This window comes from Bacillus sp. SM2101, from assembly GCF_018588585.1.
GTDB lineage: Bacteria > Bacillota > Bacilli > Bacillales > SM2101 > Nanhaiella > Nanhaiella sioensis.
Window position 1 is genome coordinate 1 of record NZ_JAEUFG010000034.1, and the last position, 23,224, is coordinate 23,224.

Sequence of the window (23,224 nt, forward strand, 5' to 3'; positions counted from 1 at the left end):
TCACCTTCTATAATTGTTTTTACTTTATATGTATGGATATTTGCTATAAAAGGTTGGACTAACATATATAATGTGACTAAAATGGACTGAAGTCTATGTTAATTTTGCATTTTCAAATAAGTTCCTATAGTTATCATTATGTAAACTAGAATTGCAAATGGTATTCATTGATATGCAAAAAAGCTGACGTTATAAATCATCAGCTTCTGAGATTATCCATTCTCTAAGATAATTGGATTACCTGCAGGGAAGGTCGTATAAGCATAACTGATTGTCCCGATGTTGTAGTTAGCAGTTCGGCAGAAATTACATCATTAGCATTTAAAGTTCGAATAGTGGTTCTTGATAATGGAAGATTTATAACAACCTGATTAGAATCGGTTACAAATAACTGTGTATCCATCTGTATTACATCATTAATTGTTATTCCAACGTTAAAATCAAGGGAAGCAATATCTGTAAAATCAGTTGCATTCACAGTAAATGAAATTTCATAGTCTCCGCTATTTTGCACAGTGATGGAACCATCACCAGGATTAAGAGTTGTCATATTAAAAGGACCTGGCATATTATATCCGCCTGGTGGAACAATTGGTTCCTGATCATCTTGTGAAAATGGATCTTGATCGTCTCTTAAAACACCATATGATAAGATACTTGGTGGTCCTGGTGGTCCTGGTGGTCCCTGTGGTCCCTGTTTCCCCGGTGGTCCCTGTGGTCCTGGTGGTGGTGGTGGAACAACTCTACATTTACAATCTTTATCTTTCATTAGTAAAACTCACCTTCTATAATTGTTTTACTTTATATTATGGTTATTTTCAATAGAAGGTTGGACTAACAAATATAACGTGATTAAAATGTGCTGAAGCCCTTATTAATTGAACAAATCCCTTGCTTGTTCGGGGTTATCATTATTATCAAATTCCCTCCAGGGTATAAGATTTTACAACCTTAGAAGTAAAGTTTTTACTCCATAAACTCTCGTCAGCTTGATTCCAATTATTTCAAAAAAATGACGATTAACTCAATCTTTTTTTCACAAAAAAAGGCTGCTTACCATATTAGAGATAAGCACACGATAGGCGATCAACCAGTACATTTCTGGTTATTAACAGTTATTAATTTTAAGGTATCCGGGATGGCGCTTACTATATTCTTGGCCATTTTGTTGAATAATATTTTCAAATCTAATAGTTATGCTATACTTATCTATTTTGATGAACAAAGGTTAGGGAAAGCTCCTTGTTTTAATTGAGTTTGTTTACCAACACAATATCCATTACAATAAATGCAATTGCTGAAAAGGCACAGGCATAAATACGGAATTTCTTATCACTAATCCTCCATAACACCAACGACGCTATTGTAAAGAATATTATCCAAGCCTCTATTTCTTGAATTCTGCTTTGGTTTCGATATATCACCAATACATCTTTATTATCTCCCTCAATAGTTTCCATATATATTTGCTTTCCATACCAACTATAATTAGTAATTTGATAGCTTGATGTTTGTTCAATATACTCAATATTTTTATACCCTAAAGGAGGCAAATAAATAGAAAAACTCCCCAATAACACCCCAAAAATAAATAATAAAATATATGATAATCCTTTTTTTTCTTCCAATAAACTTCTCCTCCTAACGAACTCATCTATCTAAATTCATAAGTTAAAATTATGTAACCCAATATCACTTGTATTTGCTTCTTTGGTTGGTTTATTTCATTTTATTCCTTATCTTTTGTTAAAAGATAGATTACCGATTGATGAGGTCTTGAGAATCTTTCGTTGATAAACATCCTTTATAAAAGCCGATGTTAGATCATCGCGCCATATCGTTGAACAACACATTGATAGTTGTGGGAAATTACTATCTTAATAATTACTACCACTTCACAGGAGTTTTAGTTGAATTATTTAGATATTTTAAGATGTATATTCATAAGTTTTGAAATATCTATTGGACTACTATGTCCTTGAGGTAAGAGCATTGGTGTCATCGAAAAGTAGTAGTCGTTATATTTTGGGTTCTGCGCTACTCTAACACACACATAAAATTTGGTTTTTTCACCACTCATTATCATTAATGAAGATCCTTCTATAGGCTCTATCCAAAAAGATAAATCACTAGTTTGTACTATCTTATCAAATGGACTAAATACTTGCTGTGGTAATTGTCCGTTCGGCCAGGATACTTATAATCATGACCAAGTTTTAAATTAAACAGCCCGTAACAAAATCACCAAAGTACAAATTCCATATTTCACCTACACCTTACCATTAGAACGCCACCCATAAGATGAGTTTACCTACTTATTTTTATAGCTTCATATTCCTTAATGATTTTGTGAAAAGTGTTTTTCTTTAAGTTCAACAGTTTCATAAAGGATACTGCTGTTATTTCATTCCTCTTCCATCTAGAGTAGTTTTCTAGAATGATAGCCTTTTGTTCTTCACTCAATGATACATAATTAATGGTTGGACGTCCCAAGATACCTTTTTCTCTAGCAATGGCAATTCCTTCAGCTTGACGCTGCCGAATTTTCTTTCGTTCAGTCTCAGCAACATACGATACAAGCTCAAGAACTGATCCTCCATTAACTTCCCCATATCCCCCATTTCTTTAAACTTACGACTGTCAAACAAGGATTGATTTTCAAGGATGATAATATCTGCATTCAACTCACGCGTTATGTACTTCCATTCGCCTATTATTCCATCGTAATTACGCCCAAGTCGATCGAGTGCATCTATGTATACTTTTATAAACATACAAATCTACCCTTCTCTAATATTAAAGGGTAGGCTTGTATGTTTATAAGTTTATCTTTATCAGTTATTAATAAATATCAACAAAACATTAAACTTTTATCTAATGCTCTACTCCTCTACTTCTTATTTTCTGTTTTAAGACTTGAGTAGTAGTAGTATCCGTATGAATATTTACTTTTTTAATATGACAACCAGATTCGAGCAACCACTCTCACCTGACAGAGTTCTTTTTTTGAAAATTCATCCTCAAACTATTAATAATCAGTTATTATTGTGTAGCGATATAGATCATATTTAATTTCCCTAGAATTTTTATATAATCTTCATCTGTGTATTTTTTTCTTTGATATTTTGATGGGAATTTCTTTAATAGATGCGGTATACTGGTGGAATACCCTGCCATGGGGCGTGCATTCCACCTCCTGGCATTCCACCTCCTGGCATTCCACCTCCTGACATTCCGCCTCCTGACATTCCGCCTCCTGGCATTCCGCCTCCTGGCATTCCGCCTCCTGGCATTCCGCCTCCTGGCATTCCACCTCCTGGCATTCCACCTCCTGGCATTCCGCCTCCTGGCATTCCACCTCCTGGCATTCCACCTCCTGGCATTCCGCCTCCTGGCATTCCGCCTCCTGGCATTCCGCCTCCTGGCATTCCGCCTCCTGGCATTCCGCCTCCAAAGATTCCATCACCTCCAAAGATTCCTCCACCTCCTGGTAACATCGGAGGCCAAGGCATTTGTGGCATTTGTGACATTGGTTGCATTTGTTCCATTGGATACACTATTTCCACGCCTGGCTGGTAGGGTGTGCCCGGGTAACTAGTGCCATAACGTAGTTGGTGTACATCAAAACAATTCATACAATCGACTCCTTTACAGTTATATAGATTATAATCTCGATTTAATATATGCACTTTAACTAATTGTGTATGGGTATTTGTCCACCTAGATGGATTATATTCCTATATATATCTAAAAATAGTTCGTATCTTCTGAGGGTTAAAGAACATATAGCTAAAGGTTAAAAAGACACATCCTTCTTATGTTCAGCTATCGTATGTACAACTATTTCCATAAATCGACTAATTAGAACTTATAACTATTCAAATCATCTTGTATATTCTTTTGCATAGAAGTAAAGTTTTCAGAAGGCGCACTAAAAAATATTGAAATTAAACAAGCTGTAAGTGACCATCATGATATTGATGAAAGAAGGGCTAATGGAAGTATTCAAAAACTAGATAACGCAACTACGCCAAGTGTAGGTGGCTACATTCTATTTGAAGAAAATGGAGAGGTGTATAATCCAGAAAATTGAAGTGATAGCTGAATGAATTCATATCAAGTCAGTAATACAGTTAAACTAAGGGCTATATTTATAAACATTTATTTTAACAATTTTTCCACTTTATAGTATTATATATTAACCATACCTCTCTATTAGTGTAAAATCAAATACCCTTAAAGCAGAGATATAGTTATACCTGAGGAATTTAAAAACGCTGCATTCACATATAAAATTAGCAATTTTTCATTCTTAGGGTATTTTTTTCTTAATATAACAACTATTTTATGAAATTCTATAATAACAATACTCATACCCACGAGAGCATTAAAAAAGGCTGAAAACAACAAAAAATGAATGAGTTTGTACTATATGTAGTACTCACTCTTTTATTTAAGTAACTTCTTCTTGACGGTGTTCTTTTTTCATTTGTTAAAAATTTAATGATTACTGAAACATACAAAATTGTTATTTATATCTACTCATAAGGTCAATATAATTAGCTTTGTACCTAACTACACCTTCTCATGAAATCTGGCTTAACTTCTCAAACTTTATATAAAACCCTTCATTTATACAAATGAAATATGTCACTTTTAGAAAATCATATCATACATTAAAATAGTCTTTTTACACACAAAATATTAATAATATCTGATAACCGTATTAATAAATGAAAGTAAATTTATGAAAGGGAGAAAAATTACAATGCCAAGCCATTATCTTGATCACCATTTTTCGGATGAAAGTCTACAAAATCAAATTATCGGAGGGAAATTAAATGAAAATATAATCTCTTCGAATAAAAGAGACTCTATGTCAAGTCCTGATGAATCTTACATCCGGCAATCTGATGGTAAATTTCATGCGATTGTTCGCCAAAAAGGTACAGATTCTCCTATTAAAGGAGCAACAGTAACAATTAGCCCTTTGGAGATAGAAGGAGATACTACACGGCAAACAAGTGAAACTGCATTACAAACAAATGAATTTGGAAAAACCAATGTTATCACATTAGTTGCTCCACCGAAAGAATATAGTCTACAACCTACAGGTGCAAAACCCTATTCTGAATATATTGTAAACATTAAAGCACCTGGATACGTACCTATAGAAATTTATGGTGCACAAATTTATGGAGATACAACTGCAATTCAAAAAATTGAACTTACTCCTGTAAGCGATACAGATAGTCGTCAACCTCAATCTGAAAGAATCGATATTCCTGCCCCGACCTTATCGGGAGAATACCCACAACAAGAACCTCAATCGCACAATCCAGGTCAAAATCTCAAAAGTGAAATTGTTCATATACCTGATTTTATCACTGTCCATGATGGACACCCTGAGACTGCCGCATATAAACATAGAGTGAGGTTTACAGACTATATCAAAAATGTAGCTGCTAGTGAAATTTATCCCAGTTGGCCAAAGGAATGCCTTAGGGCCAATATTCTGTGCATCCTTTCATTTACATTAAACAAATTACACAACAATCATTATCGCTCAAAGGGCTTGGGTTTTGATATAACTTCTTCCACTCAATTTGATCATAAGTATATACATGGAAGAAATACTTTTGATGAAACTGATAATGTAGTCGACGAATTAATTGGTAAATATATTTCCAAACCCAATAAATATGAACCCTTCTTAGCTCAATACTGTCAAGGACCAGGTGGTACTAATTGTCAACATGGCGGACTTAGTCAGTGGGGTAGCAAAATTCTCGCAGACCAAGGAAAAACTCATTTAGAAATCCTATTTCATTATTTTATAGAAGTAGAGATTCGCTTTGTTGAAGATTTAACTACAATTAAACCTTACCCAGGACAAAATCTAGTCACTGGAAGCACAGGAATCCATGTAAAAAGAATACAACGATATTTGAATGTAATATCAAAAAAGTATCCAGAGATCCCTACATTAATTGTAGATGGACTATTTGAACAACAAACAAAAATTTCAGTTATAGCTTTTCAGAAAATACATTCTTTAGCTGAAAGTGGAATTGTAGACAATTATACTTGGATTAAAATTACTGACATTTATATATATGTGATCAACCTTCCGGATGTATATCCTGTATTAAAAATTGGCAGCAGCGGAGAAATGGTCAAAAAACTACAAGGCTTATTGAACAAAGCTGGATTTAATGTAGGTGAAGAAGACGGCTCTTTTGGAACGAATACGGAAACTACAGTAAAAGAGTTTCAAGAAGCGAAAGGTCTTCCGGCTGATGGAATTGTAGGAAGGCAGACCTGGGATGCTCTTGAAAGATCGATTCTTCCTGGTCAATCTCGAACTTATCTACCCTCACTTACAGATTCTAGAACTTTAAGTTCGGCAAGCACGTATCATAATAATAATAGCTACAAACGGAAATATCCCTATTTCACTGGTAGACAACCAGGCTATTATACACCTTATGTTTCACCAGGCTCTGGCTTACCATCCGAGGTACCAGATCATAGAACAAGATCAACATTGAGGAAAAATTATTAGTACAACTTTTATTGTCTATCACTATTGATAATATCAGGAATAATGCCGTAGAACTGCATAAAAATTCTGATGAAAATGAGTCTTAAATAACCAAACCCAGCAAGTTAATATATATAAAATATGATTTAAATAACCACCTACACTGATAAAGGAAAGGAGAAGAATTATATTGTCAAACTACGGTCATTATCTCTATTTTCCACAGAACGTTTTACAAAGTCCATTTTCAAGAAAGGAATCCTTTAGAAAAACGAACCCCAATGAAGAACTTAGATCAAATTCAAATACAGTTGACCCTTACTTTAGGCAATCTACTGGTAAATTAATTGTTTCAGTTTATGAGAAGAACACATTAAAGCCTATTAAGGGAGCAGCGGTATCAATAAGCAAAAAGAATAGCCAAATTATTACTATACAACAAACTGATGAATTAGGTTTAATTAATACTGTTATACTACCTGCACCATCTATGGAATACACATCACTACCTACAACCCCAGATATAACTCCATATTCTGTGTACAACGTAATTGTAGAATCTCCTGGGTATGTAACAACAATAATCCGTGGAGTACAAATTTTCGCAAATACTACAGCAAAGCAAAAGGTTGAACTCACACCAGTTAGCCAAGTTACCGACCCTCAACCTATAATAATTGATATTCCGGAACGTATTTTAATTGCCGGTATGCACCTTCCACATTATCAAAGGTACAGTCCAGAACTTGTGTACCCATACATTAACATCCCTGAATTTGTCATTTTACATGTTAGAAACCACAATCAGATAATCAGTTATAAAGTAAGAATCAAAGACTATATCAAAAATATTGCCTCATGTGAGATTTGTCCCTCCTTGCCTTATAAAATCATTAGAGGTCATGTTTTTTGTATTATTTCTTTTACATTGTATCGAATTTACAATGGGTTCACTATTACTAAGTCCAACTGTTTATATTTACATGGACGACATACTTATAAAGAAATTGATGATGTAGTTGATGATATTATTTAACAAGTACTAACCCGTTATTTAGTTAACTAGATGTATATCTTACCGTTATTTCTGAAAGTGCCAACAATATTTTTTGGACCCTTTCTACCAGTATTGGTACAACCCTTTTCACTCTCTTTAAGGATAACTCTTTAAATCATGTTTTTTTAAAACATGATTTAAAGTATATGAACAAGTAACATCGTCCCTCAGAATTTACATAGCTCTCTACTCTATTTTGTTAATTACAGTGGATGATGTGCTTAAAAAGTTTATGATGTCACTGACATTCTTCATTATCAACTTCCATGATAAACAACTATTCATTTGAATTAACCTTCAGTTATTCTCTTTAATTAAAAATAGGCCTCTTTACTATTTGTCCCTTAGGTCCAACAATGGATAGTTTATCATAAATTAAAATTGTACAGTTAGAAAGGAGGTAATTTAAATGCACCCAAATTACTACTATAATCCTTATAGAATACAAGTTGAACAACAAACAATAGAAGACCATTTACCTCTTCACCAAGGGCACTGTTTTAAAGCTTTTTGGGGAGGAAGGGAACACACTTTTAGGTTATTAAGTATAACAACTCAAGGTATGGTAAGGGTAATAGAAAACGGATATGTTACTGATATTTCTCGCCATGATATAGTTGGTCTTACCTATCTTGGTCCACAATGCCCGTCGGCACCAACTCCTGGTACTGGTGGCCCTGGTCCTGGCACTGGCGGCCCTGGTCCCGGCACTGGCGGCCCTGGTCCCGGCACTGGCGGCCCTGGTCCCGGCACTGCTCCTGGACCCAATTGCCAATGGGTTGGTATTCCCGGCCTTGGAGGTACTTGGGTTTGTTGGTAACGGTACTGTTTAAGGAAAAAGCCTTCTCTAAACCCATAATTATTTCCATACCATAAATGATTTATTGAATCATGTAGGCTGAAATCTTTTTAAGACCTTAATGCTGCCTACATGATTCCTTTTATAAAAGAATCTTCTTTATTAATAGGGGAGTACTAAATCAATAATACGGGAGCCTCTCAAATCTACGAGTCCCCCCAAAAGGGCTTCTTCTACGAGGGAAACTGCCAAACCCACCTAAACCTAAACCACCTAATTCACGTTCAAACCTACGAGGAATTCTCCCTAAACTTCCAGGTTGAGGTTGTCTAGGATAGTTAAAATCAGGGTACCTGCCGCCGGGAGCGCCGGGGGTTGGGAATCCTGGTCGAAATCCATATCCATATCCATATCCACAGTCAGTCTTTTCTACATCATTCATATATTTATCTCCTTTCAGATTTAATAATTATCACTGTTTAATGTATGCTTATTAATCTAATAGTGTATGGATATTTGTCCACCATGACGGACAAAAACTATACATATTCCCTAAAGAAATTTACTCAACAGTAAATTCAAAATACAATCCACCGTAACGATTTTTGAACACAAAGAAGCCTTTAGCGCAGTGCCCACGGTTTTTTTGTGCCTATTTTTGTGTCCACAGTAATTGGACTGTCAACACCTAACTAGACAATTTTCTTAAGGTGGTTATTTTTGTAATCAATCGGGCTTACATATCCTAGTGTGCTATGAATACGAATATGATTAAACCAATGTACGTAATCATGAAGTTCCCGGTTTAACTCGCATAAGCTTTCATATTGTCTCCCTTTGATAAACTCTGTCTTAATAATCTTAAACGTTGCTTCTGCGACTGCATTATCATAAGGACATCCTTTCATGCTTAGGGAGCGTTTAATAGAGAACGTCTCTAATGCGTCATCAATTAGTTTATTTTTAAACTCATTTCCTCGATCAGTATGGAACATCTGAATATGATGAAGGTCTTGTTTAATCGAAGCTAACGCACGGTATACGAGTAGCGCATCTTTATTCGGCCCGGTGCTATATCCAATAATTTCTCGGTTAAAGAGATCGACAAAGACACATATGTAATGCCATTTTTTATCGACTCTCACATACGTTAAGTCGCTTACGACTACAGATAATGCCTCATCCTGTGTAAATTCACGGTTCAGTTCATTGGAATGTTGAGACTCATTCGGCTTTTCTGAATGGGGCTTAAACTGAGCGACGGTATAAGTAGAAACCAATCCTTGCTCTTTCATAATTCTACTAATGCGTCGTCTAGAAACAATTTTTCCTAGTTTCTTAAGCTCTTGTTTAATTTTACGTGAACCATAATTTTGGCGACTATCTTGGAAGATACGTATTATATCTGATGTAACATCATCCTCATTCGGTCGCTGTTTTGCTTCATAATAATACGTACTTCTTGGAAGTTGTAGGACTTGGCACATTGCTGATATCGAGTATTTGTGTATGTTTTGCTTGATCACATTTACTTTTGTCCTAGTATCAGCGCGGCTTGCTTTAAAATATCATTCTCCATTTCTAATTGCTTGTTACGTTTACGAAGTTCTTGCAGCTCCTTTTGCTCAGGTGTTAGGTTATCCTTCTCTTTGAATGAGCCTGAATTCTTAAATTGATTGATCCACTTATCAAGTGAAGAAGGCGTTAAGTCGTATTCTCGAATGATTTCCTTACGAGGTTTTCCATTTTCATAAAGTTGGACAATTTGTTGCTTAAATTCTTGGGTAAATGTGCGGCGTGCTCGTTTTGTCATGTAGATTCTCCTCAACATTCATGTAGTAAGTTCATTCTACTTGACCTTAAAATTTCTGTCTAACTTAGTGTAGCCGATCCACCTGACGGGGAGTGTAGCATGTTGCGGAAAGTCATAAGTTGATGAGTTACCACGTCACGACTGAAGGGCAAGATGAACTTTGTAAACAAGGAAGAAAGCTAAACTGCTTGAACGATAGTCTAAGAGCGATTAGTGATGCATATAGCGAAAGATAACTGTAACGCTATAAGGATAAGGGGTGATTATAGAAACACTGTAAGAGGCCAAGTGAATCTTATCCTCTCAACTACCATAAGTAGAAACAGACGAAAGTCGCTTCCGACATTACAAAAGCTTTATTTCTATCCGTCAAAATGGGGATTACCTATGGAATACCCCAAAGGTTATGATACGTACGGTATCTGAATATCCGATAAGGTAACGGAGTCCTCGTAGTAGTCCGAGATAGGGAAAGCCTATCACATGGCAAAGGAGGACAGCTTATCAGTTTAATACAAAATGAGGTTAATGCGTGAGGCATTATAAATCTAAAAGTAGTATTAAACAAGTCTAAACATTTAGATGATAAGTGGAGAGGCGTATACATTGAAAGGTGTAAGTCCGGTTCGGAGGAGAGCGTTTGGATACCTATCATAGGAATATGAAAAGGCGCCGGGCGCTTATCCTACTCATAGCTTGCGAATTAACCAATCCATTTTCCATATCTTTATTATAACAAGGATTGAAAAGAGTTGGCTTTATTTGACGACGGTGATTGATGTGAAAACGCATACGGTAATAGCAACTATACCTGTTGGTAATAATTTATTTATTTTTAAACGATCTATCTTCACACGGGACGGAAAACTCGTTTATGTGACGAATCAATCTCCCCCTGCTGTCTATGTTATTGATGTGAAAACACATAGCGTGATCGCACTGTTTCCAGGAATTCTCACCTTCACTCAAGACGGAAAACTCGCTGATGTCGTTGATTGAATTTTGATCAATAGACAAGACAATGGTGTGAATACTTATATTCATAAAAAGTGAGAAAACTGACTTTGTAGCAAGTCTTAGTTTGATCACCCAACATCATATTAAAACACACTTATTTTGAATGATCTTAAAGTACCAAAATATCCAAAAGCAATGAGCATGTCTTTTTCATCATTAACAACATCCCAGAAATTACAGCGTTCAAATAATGTGGGATGGTCAGTATCTCGGCTATCCCATCCTATAATCTCTCTTAAATCCGGCCCCTCTTAATTCATTTTCCTCATTAAAAGGTATGGTAATATTTATTATTTTCATACCCTTGAAGGTTTCAAGTACATAAATATAGTAACTATTTAAACAACATTAAATCAAGATCACCAAATTAAATGTGGTATTGAATCATCTATAGGTCGTAATTCAAACCCTTACCACAACGGGTATTGTATCTACTAAAATGTCTACAACTATGGAGCCATAAAATAGTTAAATCAAAAAAACTTGTTATTCCACAATATGGCCCGTTTGCGAAATAATCAAATAAATAAAATTTCTTTTCTTTAAGTATATAATTTCACACAAATGAAATTATTTGTTATGTAGTAATGGTCTACTATGCAATACAATCCTACCATCAATTTTATTAATACTTGCCCAATAAGGTATTTTTCATCTCCTTTAATACCAATACTGATATAACAGTTAAAGGAAGTTCTAAATGATTGAAATAAAAATGTTTCCATATACTGTAATGTCAGCACAGAAGAACAAGCAAGTAAAGGCTACAGTTTTCTGCACCATTGCAAACCTTACAGCAATATGTTCATTTTTACGGCTGGCAGATCGCTGAAGAATACGTCGATGAGGGCATTAGTGGTAATGTGATTTTAAAAGTAAACCCGCAATGCAATGAATGATATTGGATGTGGAAAAGGACAAATTCCAAGCTGTACTGGGATGGAAAATATCACGTCTTTCAAGAAATATGTTAGATACTCATGTGCTACTAGATAAATTTGAAGAGTTTGATGTAAAGTTTATTTCCTACTCAGAAAATTTTGATCCTGGCAGTCCCATTGGTCGTCTTGTCATCCAACGGACGGCATCTATTGCAGAAATGGAAAGAAATACTCTCTCGGAGAACGTCAAGCTGGGCATGACTCAACGAGCTAAAGAAGGGAGCTGGAATGGTGGTGTGGTTTTCGGTTATGATTCTATAGAAAAAGAGCTTATTGTTAACCCCATTGAAGCAGAAATTGTTCAACTTATATTTACCTTATATATAGAAGGTAAGGGTCTTAAGGCTATAGCTAATCATTTAAACAAAGCAGGTAATCGGACAAAACGCAGTAAACACTTCTCAATAAATAGCATTGCTACCATATTAGATAACCCTATCTACAATGGTAAAATCCCCTGGTTACAAGTTGAGAAATGGGATAAAAGAGAAGACGTGGAAGAAATACGAATCCCCTTTTAGTTAATGGGAAACACAAAGCCATTATCTCCGACGAACTTTGGAATATCGTGTAGGCCCGTAGAAAGATTAAGTCTTTTCCCGCAGCGACAATCCAACGAGCCGTTCCTTTTAAGTAGGATTCTCCATGTCCTACCTGTGGCCAAGGTATACACTTATCCACATATTGTATCTTGAATCCAATTATTTAAAGGAAAATTCACCTTCAAACCCGGATTCAAAAGATAAAATTCCACATTATCTTCAACATTTTTTGCCTCTATTTGTGGTACGGTCCAGCGTACCATAACTAAATGGGTGTCTAATATGTATATACGATGTTGTATGGAATATGTCAGATCATTGTATAGAAGAAGTTGGTAATCTAAATCTCATCAATTCAAAGAAAACTTCTCTAATCGTTTCAATATCTTCCTTCATTCCGGTATCAACCCATTTATCCAAAATACTTAACATAGCACCTGCATAATATGAAGGTGCATAGTAATGTGCTGACTCACTTAGGTTCATAAATGCCTTGCAATGCATTTTATGGCCAACATCTTCAATTTCTTTTTCTAAGATTCGTAGTAGACCTGATAGTTCTTGATTTTTTAGCATTATAATCAGGTCTATATTTTCATTCCAAATACGGAGATATGTGTCCATAATGTAATTGATAGGATCTATATCATCGTTGAAAGGGTTAAGTTGTTTTTCATAAAGTAATGCAATATGATGACTAATTACTTCTTCTTTTGATTCATAGTTTAAATAAAAAGTTTTTCTTGCTAATTCAGCTCGCTGTACTATGTCTTTAATGGTAATACTCTTATAACTTTTTTCCTTCAATATTTCGATTAGTGCTTCTCTAATTAAACGCTGAGATCGTTTAGATAATTCATTCTTAGTCTCTTTCATATCAAACTCCTCATATAATACACATCTTTATAGGGTATGTGTATACTTTTAACATTCTATTGACCAAACAATTTTTCATTATTATACTTCAAATCAAGATATTACACAAATGTGTATACTTTTAACGTTTCAATTCTGTAAATAGCGATTCTATCAAGCTTCAAAACAATAAATTTATTAATGAAAAATACATGGCAAGTAAAAATTGCGTGTAATATTTGAAATTTCTATATGTTTTTGCATAATATATCGAATTGCGATATATCGCACAATATTTCAGGAGGAGATAAAATGAGTAAATTAAAAGACAGCAGTAAATATGCCTATCAAGGATTAGAAACAAATGGTTTTTTTCTAAAGGGAAGTTTACCAAAAGACAAAGCCATAGAGTTAGCGGGCAGGGATTTTTCGTTTCAACAAGTTGAAGACAATAGAGTGGGTTGTGCTTTAATGGTCGTTAGAATAGAGAATATGAAACCGTGGAATATACCATTAGTAAACATCAAATATCCAGAAGCAGCGTGGTTATTAGATAAGGGAAATGGTGACTATTTGGCTGTCAAAGCGCAAACAACACTCTCTATGCTTCCGGCCTTATCAATGTCAGACAACTATAATACAGATATTGGAGACATCTCTCTTAATAAAAATGGTGAGAATGCCAATGTAATTGTGACATCAAGAAAAAATGGCTTCACTGTAGAGTTAAATGAACCGTCAGAAAATACAGAGTTTGATAAGACACTGATAAACAACTTATGGACACGTAATAAAAAAGGCAAATATTATCGCATACCTTGGGCTCCAAATGAAGCAGAAGGTATATACCAAATGATTTGTCAAATAACCGATGATAGCCTTGGAAAAAACGTGTTCGGTCACGAAGTTATGTGGAATGAAAAAGCCATATACTTCATCAATCGTCGGCATAGTTGTGCTCCATCATACGCAGACCAACCATTTAGTGAAGTACAATAATGAACACCAGAAAAACTTAATTAGAGCATAATTTATATAAACCTCTTTACGATGTTAGAAAATATCCTATACCTTTATAATATGCTAATATCTCATAAAATTTTTAAAAGTCGTCAAATTGACACTCACCTGCTGTTGTTTGCTGAACCCTTCTTAGAGTTATTAATCCAACTAATTAAAAAGGTGCCTGCCCCTAAGAATATTAACATAGTAACATACTAGGGCAGGCACACAATTTTTTATAACTTTTAACAATGGCAAAATAAATCAACCATTCTTCATGAAATTCTGACTTTCTAAGTAATTAAGCACGGTTTGTGAAAATTCATGATGGGATTCTTGCGTATATTTCGCAATCGTATAGACTTCAGCAAGGTTTTTTAATCCCAATTGTTCTGTCATTTCCTTAAGCTTAGGGTTATCCATATAACGCTTCCAACCCTTTTCATCTCTCTCTTTATAAATATCCAAAATATCATCATTTGAATAATCTTGATACTTTTCATAATGAACAAGCCCTTGCTTTGGTAGTCTATCACGTGGAGCAGGGTTTTCTGCCGGGTAGCCTAATGAATACCCAACAACAGGTACTACGTTTGGTGGTAAGTTTAATAGTTTACCAATTTGATCGCAATTAGCTAAGGTTGAGCCCATATAACAAATTCCTAACCCTGCATCTTCTGCTGCTAAAGCACAGTTTTGCGCTACCAACGTTGCATCAATGGCACCGATCATAAAGCTCATGAAATTATCAAAATGTACAGGTGCATCATTAAGCGTCAACCACTTCCTCATGCGATTAAAATCTGCACAGAATGTTAAAAGGATGGGCGCATCCACAACCATGGATTGATCCATATGTGCACTATATAATTTTTTCTTAAGCTCTTTATCTTTTGTAACGATGATCGAGTAAGGTTGCATATTGCCACTAGAAGATGCACGAATACCCGCCTCTAATATTTTTTCTAATAATTCTTGACTGACTTCCTTATCTTCATATTCTCTTATGGATCTGTGCCCATGAATAACGTCATTTAACTCCAAAAAGATCACTCCTCATATGACAACTTAGACTTTTTTACTTTTGCTCTTTCTACTAAACTCTTTCCTATTATATATGCCTTCCACCAAAAAAAACAAATTTTCAATAATATTCTACATATTCCGAGGTTATGTAATCAAACTATAGCTTCTTTATAGCGAATTTCAATCTCAACATGTGAATAATAATAATCTACATAGTATTAAATTTCATTTGGAAATTAGAATATTACGTACCAATCCTAATATATTGACCAACTTCAACTTCCATTGTCATAGCTTCTCTTGTAAAACATGCCACGTGTATCTCATTATTCTCTATATCTCCACATCGAAGAAAATAACTACTATCACTCGTTTAAGCAATTGCTATTATATGTTTCTGACATTTTGAACATAAGCTACTCTTATTATGTATTTTTTTCATTTCCTCATTTATCTTGAAAGTAATTATGCCCATAGCGCAATCTAACCAAACCTTCAGTGCAATATGCAAAGGGAACCAATTATTTTCTGAGGACAGTATCTCTACAGATTGTTAAATCTTATTCCATTAACTATGGATTAAGGTGTGAAATGACTGTCCATTTTTCTCACAACTTTATGATGCTTTGCTACACGTAAACAAGATGCACTTTATCATCTGGTAATTCACCTATAACAATTAGCCCTTTATTTCGTTCGTTTCGGCTTGAAGATAAATATGCTCTGGATGAGGATGGCTAAGAAAATCATGATGTGAGATTGACCAGCCATATGCACCTGTATAACTAAACAGAAGTATATCGCCAACTCTAAGCTTTGACACATATACTTGTTTTGCTAGAATGTCATTAGGAGTACAAAGCTCCCCTGCGACTGTTATAACACCATCATTTAATTCTGGACGTCTAAATGGATATGCCCATTGATCTATCGGGATGATAGTAAAAGGATGACTTTGTTTCCAAGCAGCTGGTAACCTAAAGTGATGACTCCCTCCTCGTACGACACAGAAATGATGATTGTGATTTTGTTTAATATCTAGCACCTCAACTGCATAGTAACCACATGATGAAGTAATGTATCTTCCACATTCAAACAACACTTTTCTATTAGAATCATTCTGTTTTGTTAGCACACCTTGTAGCCGAGTTGTAAAATCCCCCCAATCAAATTGCTGTTCTAATTCTTTGTAATTTACCCCTATACCGCCACCAACATTTATATATTTACTGTCCATTTCACACATTGACTCCCATTTTTTCACTTTGTTAAAACAATGATCTACAAAGTCCGCATGGGCTTTGGAGTCAAAATTATTCGACATTGCATGAAAATGAAAACCGAGAAGCTCTATATTCGATAAATTTTTTGCTTGGTTAACTGCGTTTGGGATGTCATCTTCATCTATGCCAAATTGTGTAGGGACACCAGACATCTTTAATTGAGCATTAGGAACCGAACTTCTCAAATTAACTCGTAGTAATATTGACACAGTTATAGCTCTTTCTTCAGCGATATAATTTAACAATTGTAATTCATGAAAACTTTCAACATGAAACAAGGACACACCATAAAAAATGGCACCTTCCAGCTCATCTCTTGTTTTTGCGGGGCCACCGAATAAGATCGGAATGTCTTTATCAATTGCTCGTACTTTTTCGATCTCTCCTAATGAGGCTACTTCAAAGCCAGGAACAATTGGCGCTAGAGTTTTTAATAGTGTTTCATCTGAATTAGCCTTAATCGCATAAAATAATTGACACGCTGGAGGAAGTGTTGCCACTAACTGTTTCGCATGAGTACGTAAATGACCTAAATCATATACATAAGCACAAAAGGGTTTTTCACGTTCTGACTTAAGAGACTTCACAATGTTTTTAATCATTCTTTCATTCTCTCCCATAATGATATTATAAGAGCGTTTAGAAAAGAGGACAAAAAGCTGGCTCTATAAACACTCTCTATAAATAATAGATTTGTCTTCTATACGTAACAACAATAATAGTAGAAACAATACAGCCTAAGCCCATGACGACTCCTGCCCACATCGTTCCAGCCCAAGTAGCAATCATTCCAATTACTAGAGCTCCTAACGGTATAAACCCTCTATCCATTAAGGCAATGCTTAAAATTCTCCCACGCAGTCGATTTGGAACTTTCATTTGTATAGTAATTCTACTCATTGTTCGGTAAACCTGACTCGTTAAACCAACAAGGAACATAGCGATACTAGCAATGAATATATTAGAAGTAACAACAAATAAAAGCAATGATCCTCCGAACGCAATGATAGAATAAATTAACCATTTCCCTATATTGTTTAGTTCTCTTCCAATAGATAGCCAGCAAGATCCAACTAATGCACCAATTGAAGAGATCGCTAACAACATTCCAAAACTACCAGGTCCTAACTTATATAGGTCTTTAACAAATAGTGGCATCATCGTCGTATAAGGGAAGCCAAATAACATTGGTACAACTGCTAATATGAGTAATGACTGTACCGTTGGAGTTGTTTTTACAAATGCTATTGCGTCAGCAATTGATGTAGGATGTTTTTCTTTCCTATTCACCTCTGAAAATGATTGATAACGAATCATTAATAATGACAAAATGACACCCAACATACATAGGGCATTTAAATAAAATAGATTCGCAGTATTAAGCACTGCAAGCAACACCCCTGCAATAGCTGGGCCAATAATACGAGCTAAATGAATAATCGTTGTATTAATCGCTATTGCACTTGCCATGGAGCTTGTTGGTACTAGTTCAGGTAATAATGCTTGACGAATAGGAGGCTCCATTGCTGCTAATATAGCTCTTACTGTTACAATTAGTATAAATAGTTTATAAGACTGCCCACCTTCTACTAGAAAACCAATCCAAACGGTTAATAGCATCATTCCACTTTGCAATAAGATTAATAGTTTTCGACGATCATAGCGATCTGCCAATATGCCACCCGGTACGCTAAAAATAAAGGTTGGTACTAGCCGACATGCATTGATGATCGCAAGCTGGAGCGGTGAGTTAGTAAATTGTAACACCGCCCAGTTTAATACAACTAAATCCATCCAATCTCCTACACGTGTGACTAAACTACCACCCATAAAGATGCTGAATGTTTTTGATCGTAACGCAAACCTTGATTCTTGTTGCTCTAATTGTACTTCTACTTGTGCCATTGCACTTTGTCCTGCATAGTAAATTGATGAAGTGGATTCGCTACAGACACATAGGCATATTCATTACTTTCTGGTTGTAAACGCATTCTAGTAAGCGCCTTATGATCTACATTCCTTTGATAAAGTGCCGTCTTGTCGATCCGAACATTTTCCGTATATTGCTCTTTTGTTTCAAACTGGGTAAATACCTTATCACAAATTTCATATATGACCTTCCAAAGCTCTACCTCTTTAAATCCGAAATGTTTACAAAATTGCAAAATTAATTCACCACAATGATTTTGTATAACGGTATAAAATACTTTATTGTGCATGTCCTTAACATTATCCGTTAATGTCATTGAACCAGGATAAAAATCTGCATGAAATCCTTGTTCTTCAAGACGCTCCCTATATATTCTAGCTCCCCCCCAATCACGGAACAGCATTCGTATTGGTCGGCCGTTATTAAATACCATTACACTATTTTGTAAATGACCTTCTAATCCAACCCCATATTTGACCATCATAGTAAGGTAACCAGGTAGTGAAGTTTGTAAATAATCTTCAAAAAATTGGAATGCAGCATTTTTTAGAGACGAAATCGTTCTATTCTCCATATATTTTTCAATCAAATCTACAAAGATTGGTTGCTCCGTTATTGGAGATTCAGCAAACAATGAGCTACTCACTATTGCGACTTCTCCTTCAGCAATAAAGTTTTCAACATTTTCTCGAAACAAAGCAGAAAGATTTCTGCTTTTTAAATTACGAGTATCTTTGTTCGCTGTAAATTCTTTCATTTTAAAATTAAAACCTGCGCATTCACATACAGGGACAAATGTTGCTAATAAATCATGTTCATTCATCATAATTTGACGCATCAGCTTAGTAAAAACAGTAGCGTTGTTAGTCGTATTTGCTGAAATTGAGCGAACAGTAGATGTCATTTGGCTGTTTATAGCTACCTTTATGGCACAGTTGTTTGTAAATGGTACGACTGTTCTAAACGACGATGTAGCTCCGCAAGGTATTTTGATACTACTAATAGGAACAACAACCTTATTTTTAATTTCCTCATTATAAATAACAGGAATAGCTCTTTTAAGCTGCCAAGGGTGAACTGGTATTATGACATAATCACATATATCAATCCCTTGTTGCGTAAATTGTTTTTCAGCTGTCACTTGTAACTTAGGATATGCATTGAAGAGGAAGGCATTGGCACCTTTATTATGATCAAGTGTAGACCATTCTGCATAATCTTTCCTCACTGCCACAAATTGAATATCTGGTACTCCATCAAATTCTGGGGCGTAATGAAACACTTCAGTTGGATTTAAGCCCATTTTCGTCTTTGTACCAGGGTGTAAATTATGACCTTCCACACATAATTGTTCGAAAAATAAACTCGAATTAAATGTGGGATCTTGTTTTTTTTGCAAGCGTACCCAGTCCACAATGTTAGTTATTCCAAGTTCACTAGCTTTTTGTTGTAACGTTTGTTTCTTCTGCTCCCAGTATGCATATGACATCGTTAAATTTGCTGAACCATTCGTTAATTCATCAGCAAGCTTCAACCAACCACTTGATTTTTTGTAAAATGCTGCATCTTTATCCCTCATTAGATGAAGGAATTGAACTGATTGTTCAATGACTCGAACCACTCCATTAGACAAATGTAAAATGCGCCCATCCACTTCTACTCTGTTAAATGCATATGTTGTGCTTACTGGCATAACAAGATAATCATTGCTGTTTAAATGGTATAATTTATAAACCTTGTTACCTTCTATTCCAAATGTATGTAAAGCTTTGATGATTTTTTGCCATTCGTTATTTATAGCAGGAACATTTAATACATGTATACCGTCTTTGACATTTAAGTCATACGAATTTGAATTCAATCCTAGAATATCTTCACGTAACATGGATGCTACTAATCTATTTAAAATTCCTTGGCGTCCTTTTACTAAGGAATTTGCAAACCTTGACTTTAAATGAGGGTAATGATCTTCTAAAAATACTGCAACGGCCTGTTCATCTCTAAGTAACTCACCTTCTCTTAAACTTCTAAATGAATTGCTTAGTGTATCCGATTCAATAGTATGGACATTAATGTTACTCACAATTATTCTCCCCTTTCCATTTCGCCATAGGATTGGGCACTTTCTTATAGGAATAAGATGTAATATCTCCTTGTAACCTCATCGTAGTGAGCCCCTTTAGATCGATCATTGGTTGAAATACCGCTACCTCATCCTCATTAGCCACGCTGTTAATATCAGTATCTACCTTCAATTTACTAAAGATAGTACAGCAGGCTTCATTGACTTGCATCCACAATTTTGTTTCTTCAACATCTAATTCACGTACGATGCACGTAATTAATTCCGCTATATGATTTTGCATTACTGAATAAGATATAATATTTCTTAACTGAGTAACGTCATTAGTCACGATGGATGAATTAGGATAAAACGTTGCTTGAAGTCCTTGTTTCTCTAACCTTTCGGATAGCACTCTTATGCCACCAAAGTCTCTTACAATCATTTTTATGAGCTCCCCATTACGAAAAACGGAGACGCTATTTTGCATATGTCCTTCCAAACTGATTCCATACCTAACCATTAAAGTCAAAAAGCCTCTTAATGACACTTGGGCATATTTAGATATAAATAATGACGCAGCCTCTTGATTATTTGATGTTTGGAATCGATCTGCCAATTCTTCTATTAATTCAATCACAATTTTTTTGTCACTAATTGGTGACTGTGCTAATAAGGCAGCTGCAGGCATTGCGATTTCCTCTTCGCAACTAACATAGTTCTCTGGATTTTCCCTTAAAATACAAGCTAGATTTGCTTGATATGTCCATCTTTCATCATTTGATAATTGTTGATTAACTGGTTGAAAATAGCTACCCGCTCGTTCTTGAAGAATGATAAAACTATTGTCAAAATGATTTTCTCTCTGTTGGATGACAGCAAATAATTTTGATAACATTGGTCCATTCTCAACTGAATTTGGTGAAACAGTTCGTACTGCACTAGTTGTTTGTACATTAACAGCTGTTTTAATATGATGTTTTTGCTGGCCGCAACGCTGAATCGGTGCTAAGGAACGAAAGGATATTAATGACTGTGTTGGTATTGAAAATCCAGGGATAGGTATGATGTGCTGCTGCTCAAGTTCATCTTTGTACAAGTCACCAAGAGTATGTTCAAATTGCCATGGGTGAACTAGCACTAAGTCGAACTGGTCAGGATTAAGCCCATTTTTTATTAAGTAGTCTCCAATTATTTCTTTTAATCCTGTGTACTCTTCATACAAATAATCTGTTACTGTTAAATCATTAACAGAAGTTGTTTGACAGTACTCTTTAGAAACGGCTACAATTACAGCTTTTGGAGAAGCACCCCACTCTGGTGAATAATGAATTACATCTCCAACTTCTAAACCTAGCTTAGTCTTTGCACCTGGATGTAGCGTATGTCCTTCAACAACCCACTGTTCAAAAAAAGCAAGTGGACTAAAGTTTGCACTTTTTTGTCGCTGCTTGATTACCCATTCCATGGATGTTTTTATATATTCAGGAAAATCTTGTTTTCTTCTGGCTGCACCGGTTAATGCTAGCGCTAAATTTGCAACTCCGTTTTGAATTTCTAGCTTAAACCTTTCATACTGCTTTTCATCAACACCTGCAAACAAACCATCATTTTTTAATAAATCTAGAAGTTCAGCAGGATGGGAAAGCTTATGAGAATTCTTATGACTACAAAGAATCATATCTCCTGCTAAATCAAATCGACCAAGAGAATGTAATTTCTTCACACCAGCCTGAAGCCACTGATCATCAGACAATCTTACACGAATAGTCAACTGCTTACCTTCAAGCCACGTAATTCTTTCCTCACTAATGATTCTCTCCCGAACAAGGGATTGAAACAAACGTTGAAAAATACCTCTTCTACCTGCAAGAATATTATTTATATATGTATCAAGTAATTCAGGTTTTTCCGTCTTAATGTATGATATAGCTTTTTGTTCTTCGTTATCGAAAAGTGTTTGAGATAACATCGTAGTTGTATTTGTATGCATCCCGTTCATTTCAACCCATCCTTTATATTCATAAATTTTAATAACCTCACATATCAATAATAATGATAATCATTATCATTAAACTTACGAGTTATATCATACTTGATAATGATTATCATCGTCAAGCATATATTTTCCTATTTACCGATTCCATTGATAAAACTAATTAACAACAATATATATGTTCTTTACCGTACGTTGCTTATTTATAACATACGAAGATATTTAATTAGTTATTAACAGAAAAGAACAGATCCCCAATACTTTACATAGGACACTCTAGGATTCACAAAATAGGTTATTATCGTTCAATAAATAAAAATTTGCAAACAAAAAAGCTGAGGAGAGATACTCACTCAG

Annotated in this window: 17 protein-coding genes and 1 pseudogene; 6 read left to right on the forward strand and 12 right to left on the reverse strand. The window is 35.1% G+C overall.

Annotated elements, in window-relative coordinates:
- Positions 1-223 precede the first annotated feature (223 nt).
- From JM172_RS21110 to JM172_RS21125, 4 genes and pseudogenes are all read right to left on the reverse strand, one after another.
- The gene (locus JM172_RS21110; RefSeq protein ID WP_214484343.1) at positions 224-769 is read right to left on the reverse strand and encodes a hypothetical protein; all 546 of its coding nucleotides are present in this window, start codon (positions 767-769) and stop codon (positions 224-226) included.
- Positions 770-1,247: 478 nt separating this feature from the next.
- Entirely contained in the window at positions 1,248-1,628 is a 381-nt protein-coding gene (locus JM172_RS21115) for a hypothetical protein (RefSeq protein ID WP_214484344.1), read from the reverse strand.
- 679 nt (positions 1,629-2,307) lie between these two features.
- Positions 2,308-2,762, reverse strand: a pseudogene (locus JM172_RS21120) (recombinase family protein); the annotation flags it as partial.
- A 378-nt stretch (positions 2,763-3,140) separates the two neighbouring features.
- Positions 3,141-3,635 carry a hypothetical protein gene (locus JM172_RS21125; protein ID WP_214484345.1) on the reverse strand — a complete coding sequence of 165 codons (495 nt, stop codon included), beginning with the start codon at positions 3,633-3,635 and terminating at the stop codon, positions 3,141-3,143.
- A gap of 1,133 nt (positions 3,636-4,768) precedes the next feature.
- Between JM172_RS21125 and JM172_RS21130 the strand changes: the two genes are divergently transcribed.
- From JM172_RS21130 to JM172_RS21140, 3 genes are all read left to right on the forward strand, one after another.
- Complete coding sequence (locus tag JM172_RS21130; RefSeq protein WP_214484346.1) at positions 4,769-6,565, forward strand: peptidoglycan-binding protein; 1,797 nt, start codon at positions 4,769-4,771, stop codon at positions 6,563-6,565.
- A 169-nt stretch (positions 6,566-6,734) separates the two neighbouring features.
- Positions 6,735-7,580 carry a peptidoglycan-binding protein gene (locus JM172_RS21135; RefSeq protein WP_214484347.1) on the forward strand — a complete coding sequence of 282 codons (846 nt, stop codon included), beginning with the start codon at positions 6,735-6,737 and terminating at the stop codon, positions 7,578-7,580.
- A 430-nt stretch (positions 7,581-8,010) separates the two neighbouring features.
- Positions 8,011-8,421, forward strand: coding sequence for a hypothetical protein (locus tag JM172_RS21140; protein WP_214484348.1), 411 nt, complete (start codon positions 8,011-8,013; stop codon positions 8,419-8,421).
- Positions 8,422-8,581: 160 nt separating this feature from the next.
- Here the strand turns inward: JM172_RS21140 and JM172_RS21145 are convergent, their stop codons facing one another.
- Together JM172_RS21145 and JM172_RS21150 are read right to left on the reverse strand one after the other, a co-directional pair.
- On the reverse strand, positions 8,582-8,842 hold the full coding sequence (locus JM172_RS21145) for a hypothetical protein (protein WP_214484349.1): 261 nt from the start codon (positions 8,840-8,842) through the stop codon (positions 8,582-8,584).
- A 250-nt stretch (positions 8,843-9,092) separates the two neighbouring features.
- Positions 9,093-10,213 (reverse strand): IS3 family transposase gene (locus JM172_RS21150; protein WP_214484350.1). Its coding sequence is split into 2 segments (ribosomal slippage): positions 9,093-9,964 and positions 9,964-10,213, totalling 1,122 coding nucleotides; the frame shifts between segments, so codons are not numbered across the junction.
- 771 nt (positions 10,214-10,984) lie between these two features.
- Here JM172_RS21150 and JM172_RS21155 point away from each other — a divergent pair.
- A complete protein-coding gene (locus JM172_RS21155; protein WP_352223967.1) occupies positions 10,985-11,212 on the forward strand; it encodes a hypothetical protein in 228 nt (75 codons plus the stop codon).
- Between the two features lie 913 nt (positions 11,213-12,125).
- The gene (locus JM172_RS24910) at positions 12,126-12,692 is read left to right on the forward strand and encodes a recombinase family protein (RefSeq protein WP_250886815.1); all 567 of its coding nucleotides are present in this window, start codon (positions 12,126-12,128) and stop codon (positions 12,690-12,692) included.
- Positions 12,693-13,028: 336 nt separating this feature from the next.
- On the opposite strand, the gene JM172_RS21165 is transcribed toward JM172_RS24910, so the two are convergent.
- Positions 13,029-13,589, reverse strand: a complete 561-nt coding sequence (locus tag JM172_RS21165; protein WP_214484352.1) for a TetR/AcrR family transcriptional regulator — start codon at positions 13,587-13,589, stop codon at positions 13,029-13,031.
- Between the two features lie 291 nt (positions 13,590-13,880).
- Here JM172_RS21165 and JM172_RS21170 point away from each other — a divergent pair, with 291 nt between their 5' ends.
- On the forward strand, positions 13,881-14,567 hold the full coding sequence (locus tag JM172_RS21170) for a hypothetical protein (protein ID WP_214484353.1): 687 nt from the start codon (positions 13,881-13,883) through the stop codon (positions 14,565-14,567).
- Positions 14,568-14,834: 267 nt separating this feature from the next.
- On the opposite strand, the gene JM172_RS21175 is transcribed toward JM172_RS21170, so the two are convergent.
- From JM172_RS21175 to JM172_RS21195, 5 genes are all read right to left on the reverse strand, one after another.
- Entirely contained in the window at positions 14,835-15,623 is a 789-nt protein-coding gene (locus tag JM172_RS21175; protein ID WP_352223960.1) for a nitroreductase family protein, read from the reverse strand.
- Between the two features lie 652 nt (positions 15,624-16,275).
- Complete coding sequence (locus JM172_RS21180; RefSeq protein ID WP_214484355.1) at positions 16,276-17,481, reverse strand: type III PLP-dependent enzyme; 1,206 nt, start codon at positions 17,479-17,481, stop codon at positions 16,276-16,278.
- A 76-nt stretch (positions 17,482-17,557) separates the two neighbouring features.
- Positions 17,558-18,784, reverse strand: a complete 1,227-nt coding sequence (locus JM172_RS21185) for an MFS transporter (protein WP_214484356.1) — start codon at positions 18,782-18,784, stop codon at positions 17,558-17,560.
- On the reverse strand, positions 18,772-20,892 hold the full coding sequence (locus tag JM172_RS24915) for an IucA/IucC family protein (protein ID WP_214484357.1): 2,121 nt from the start codon (positions 20,890-20,892) through the stop codon (positions 18,772-18,774). Before JM172_RS24915 ends, JM172_RS21185 begins: the two co-directional genes overlap by 13 nt.
- Entirely contained in the window at positions 20,885-22,873 is a 1,989-nt protein-coding gene (locus tag JM172_RS21195) for an IucA/IucC family protein (RefSeq protein ID WP_214484358.1), read from the reverse strand. The genes JM172_RS24915 and JM172_RS21195 overlap by 8 nt, the downstream gene beginning before the upstream one ends.
- Positions 22,874-23,224 lie beyond the last annotated feature (351 nt).

Coding starts and splice junctions, on each gene's coding strand:
- JM172_RS21165 (WP_214484352.1), bottom strand. CDS start 13,589: ATGAAAGAGACTAAGAATGAATTATCTAAACGATCTCAGCGTTTAATT.
- JM172_RS24910 (WP_250886815.1), top strand. CDS start 12,126: ATGATATTGGATGTGGAAAAGGACAAATTCCAAGCTGTACTGGGATGG.
- JM172_RS21180 (WP_214484355.1), bottom strand. CDS start 17,481: ATGATTAAAAACATTGTGAAGTCTCTTAAGTCAGAACGTGAAAAACCC.
- JM172_RS21140 (WP_214484348.1), top strand. CDS start 8,011: ATGCACCCAAATTACTACTATAATCCTTATAGAATACAAGTTGAACAA.
- JM172_RS21130 (WP_214484346.1), top strand. CDS start 4,769: ATGCCAAGCCATTATCTTGATCACCATTTTTCGGATGAAAGTCTACAA.
- JM172_RS21185 (WP_214484356.1), bottom strand. CDS start 18,784: ATGGCACAAGTAGAAGTACAATTAGAGCAACAAGAATCAAGGTTTGCG.
- JM172_RS21170 (WP_214484353.1), top strand. CDS start 13,881: ATGAGTAAATTAAAAGACAGCAGTAAATATGCCTATCAAGGATTAGAA.
- JM172_RS21125 (WP_214484345.1), bottom strand. CDS start 3,635: ATGAATTGTTTTGATGTACACCAACTACGTTATGGCACTAGTTACCCG.
- JM172_RS21110 (WP_214484343.1), bottom strand. CDS start 769: ATGAAAGATAAAGATTGTAAATGTAGAGTTGTTCCACCACCACCACCA.
- JM172_RS21195 (WP_214484358.1), bottom strand. CDS start 22,873: ATGAACGGGATGCATACAAATACAACTACGATGTTATCTCAAACACTT.
- JM172_RS21145 (WP_214484349.1), bottom strand. CDS start 8,842: ATGAATGATGTAGAAAAGACTGACTGTGGATATGGATATGGATATGGA.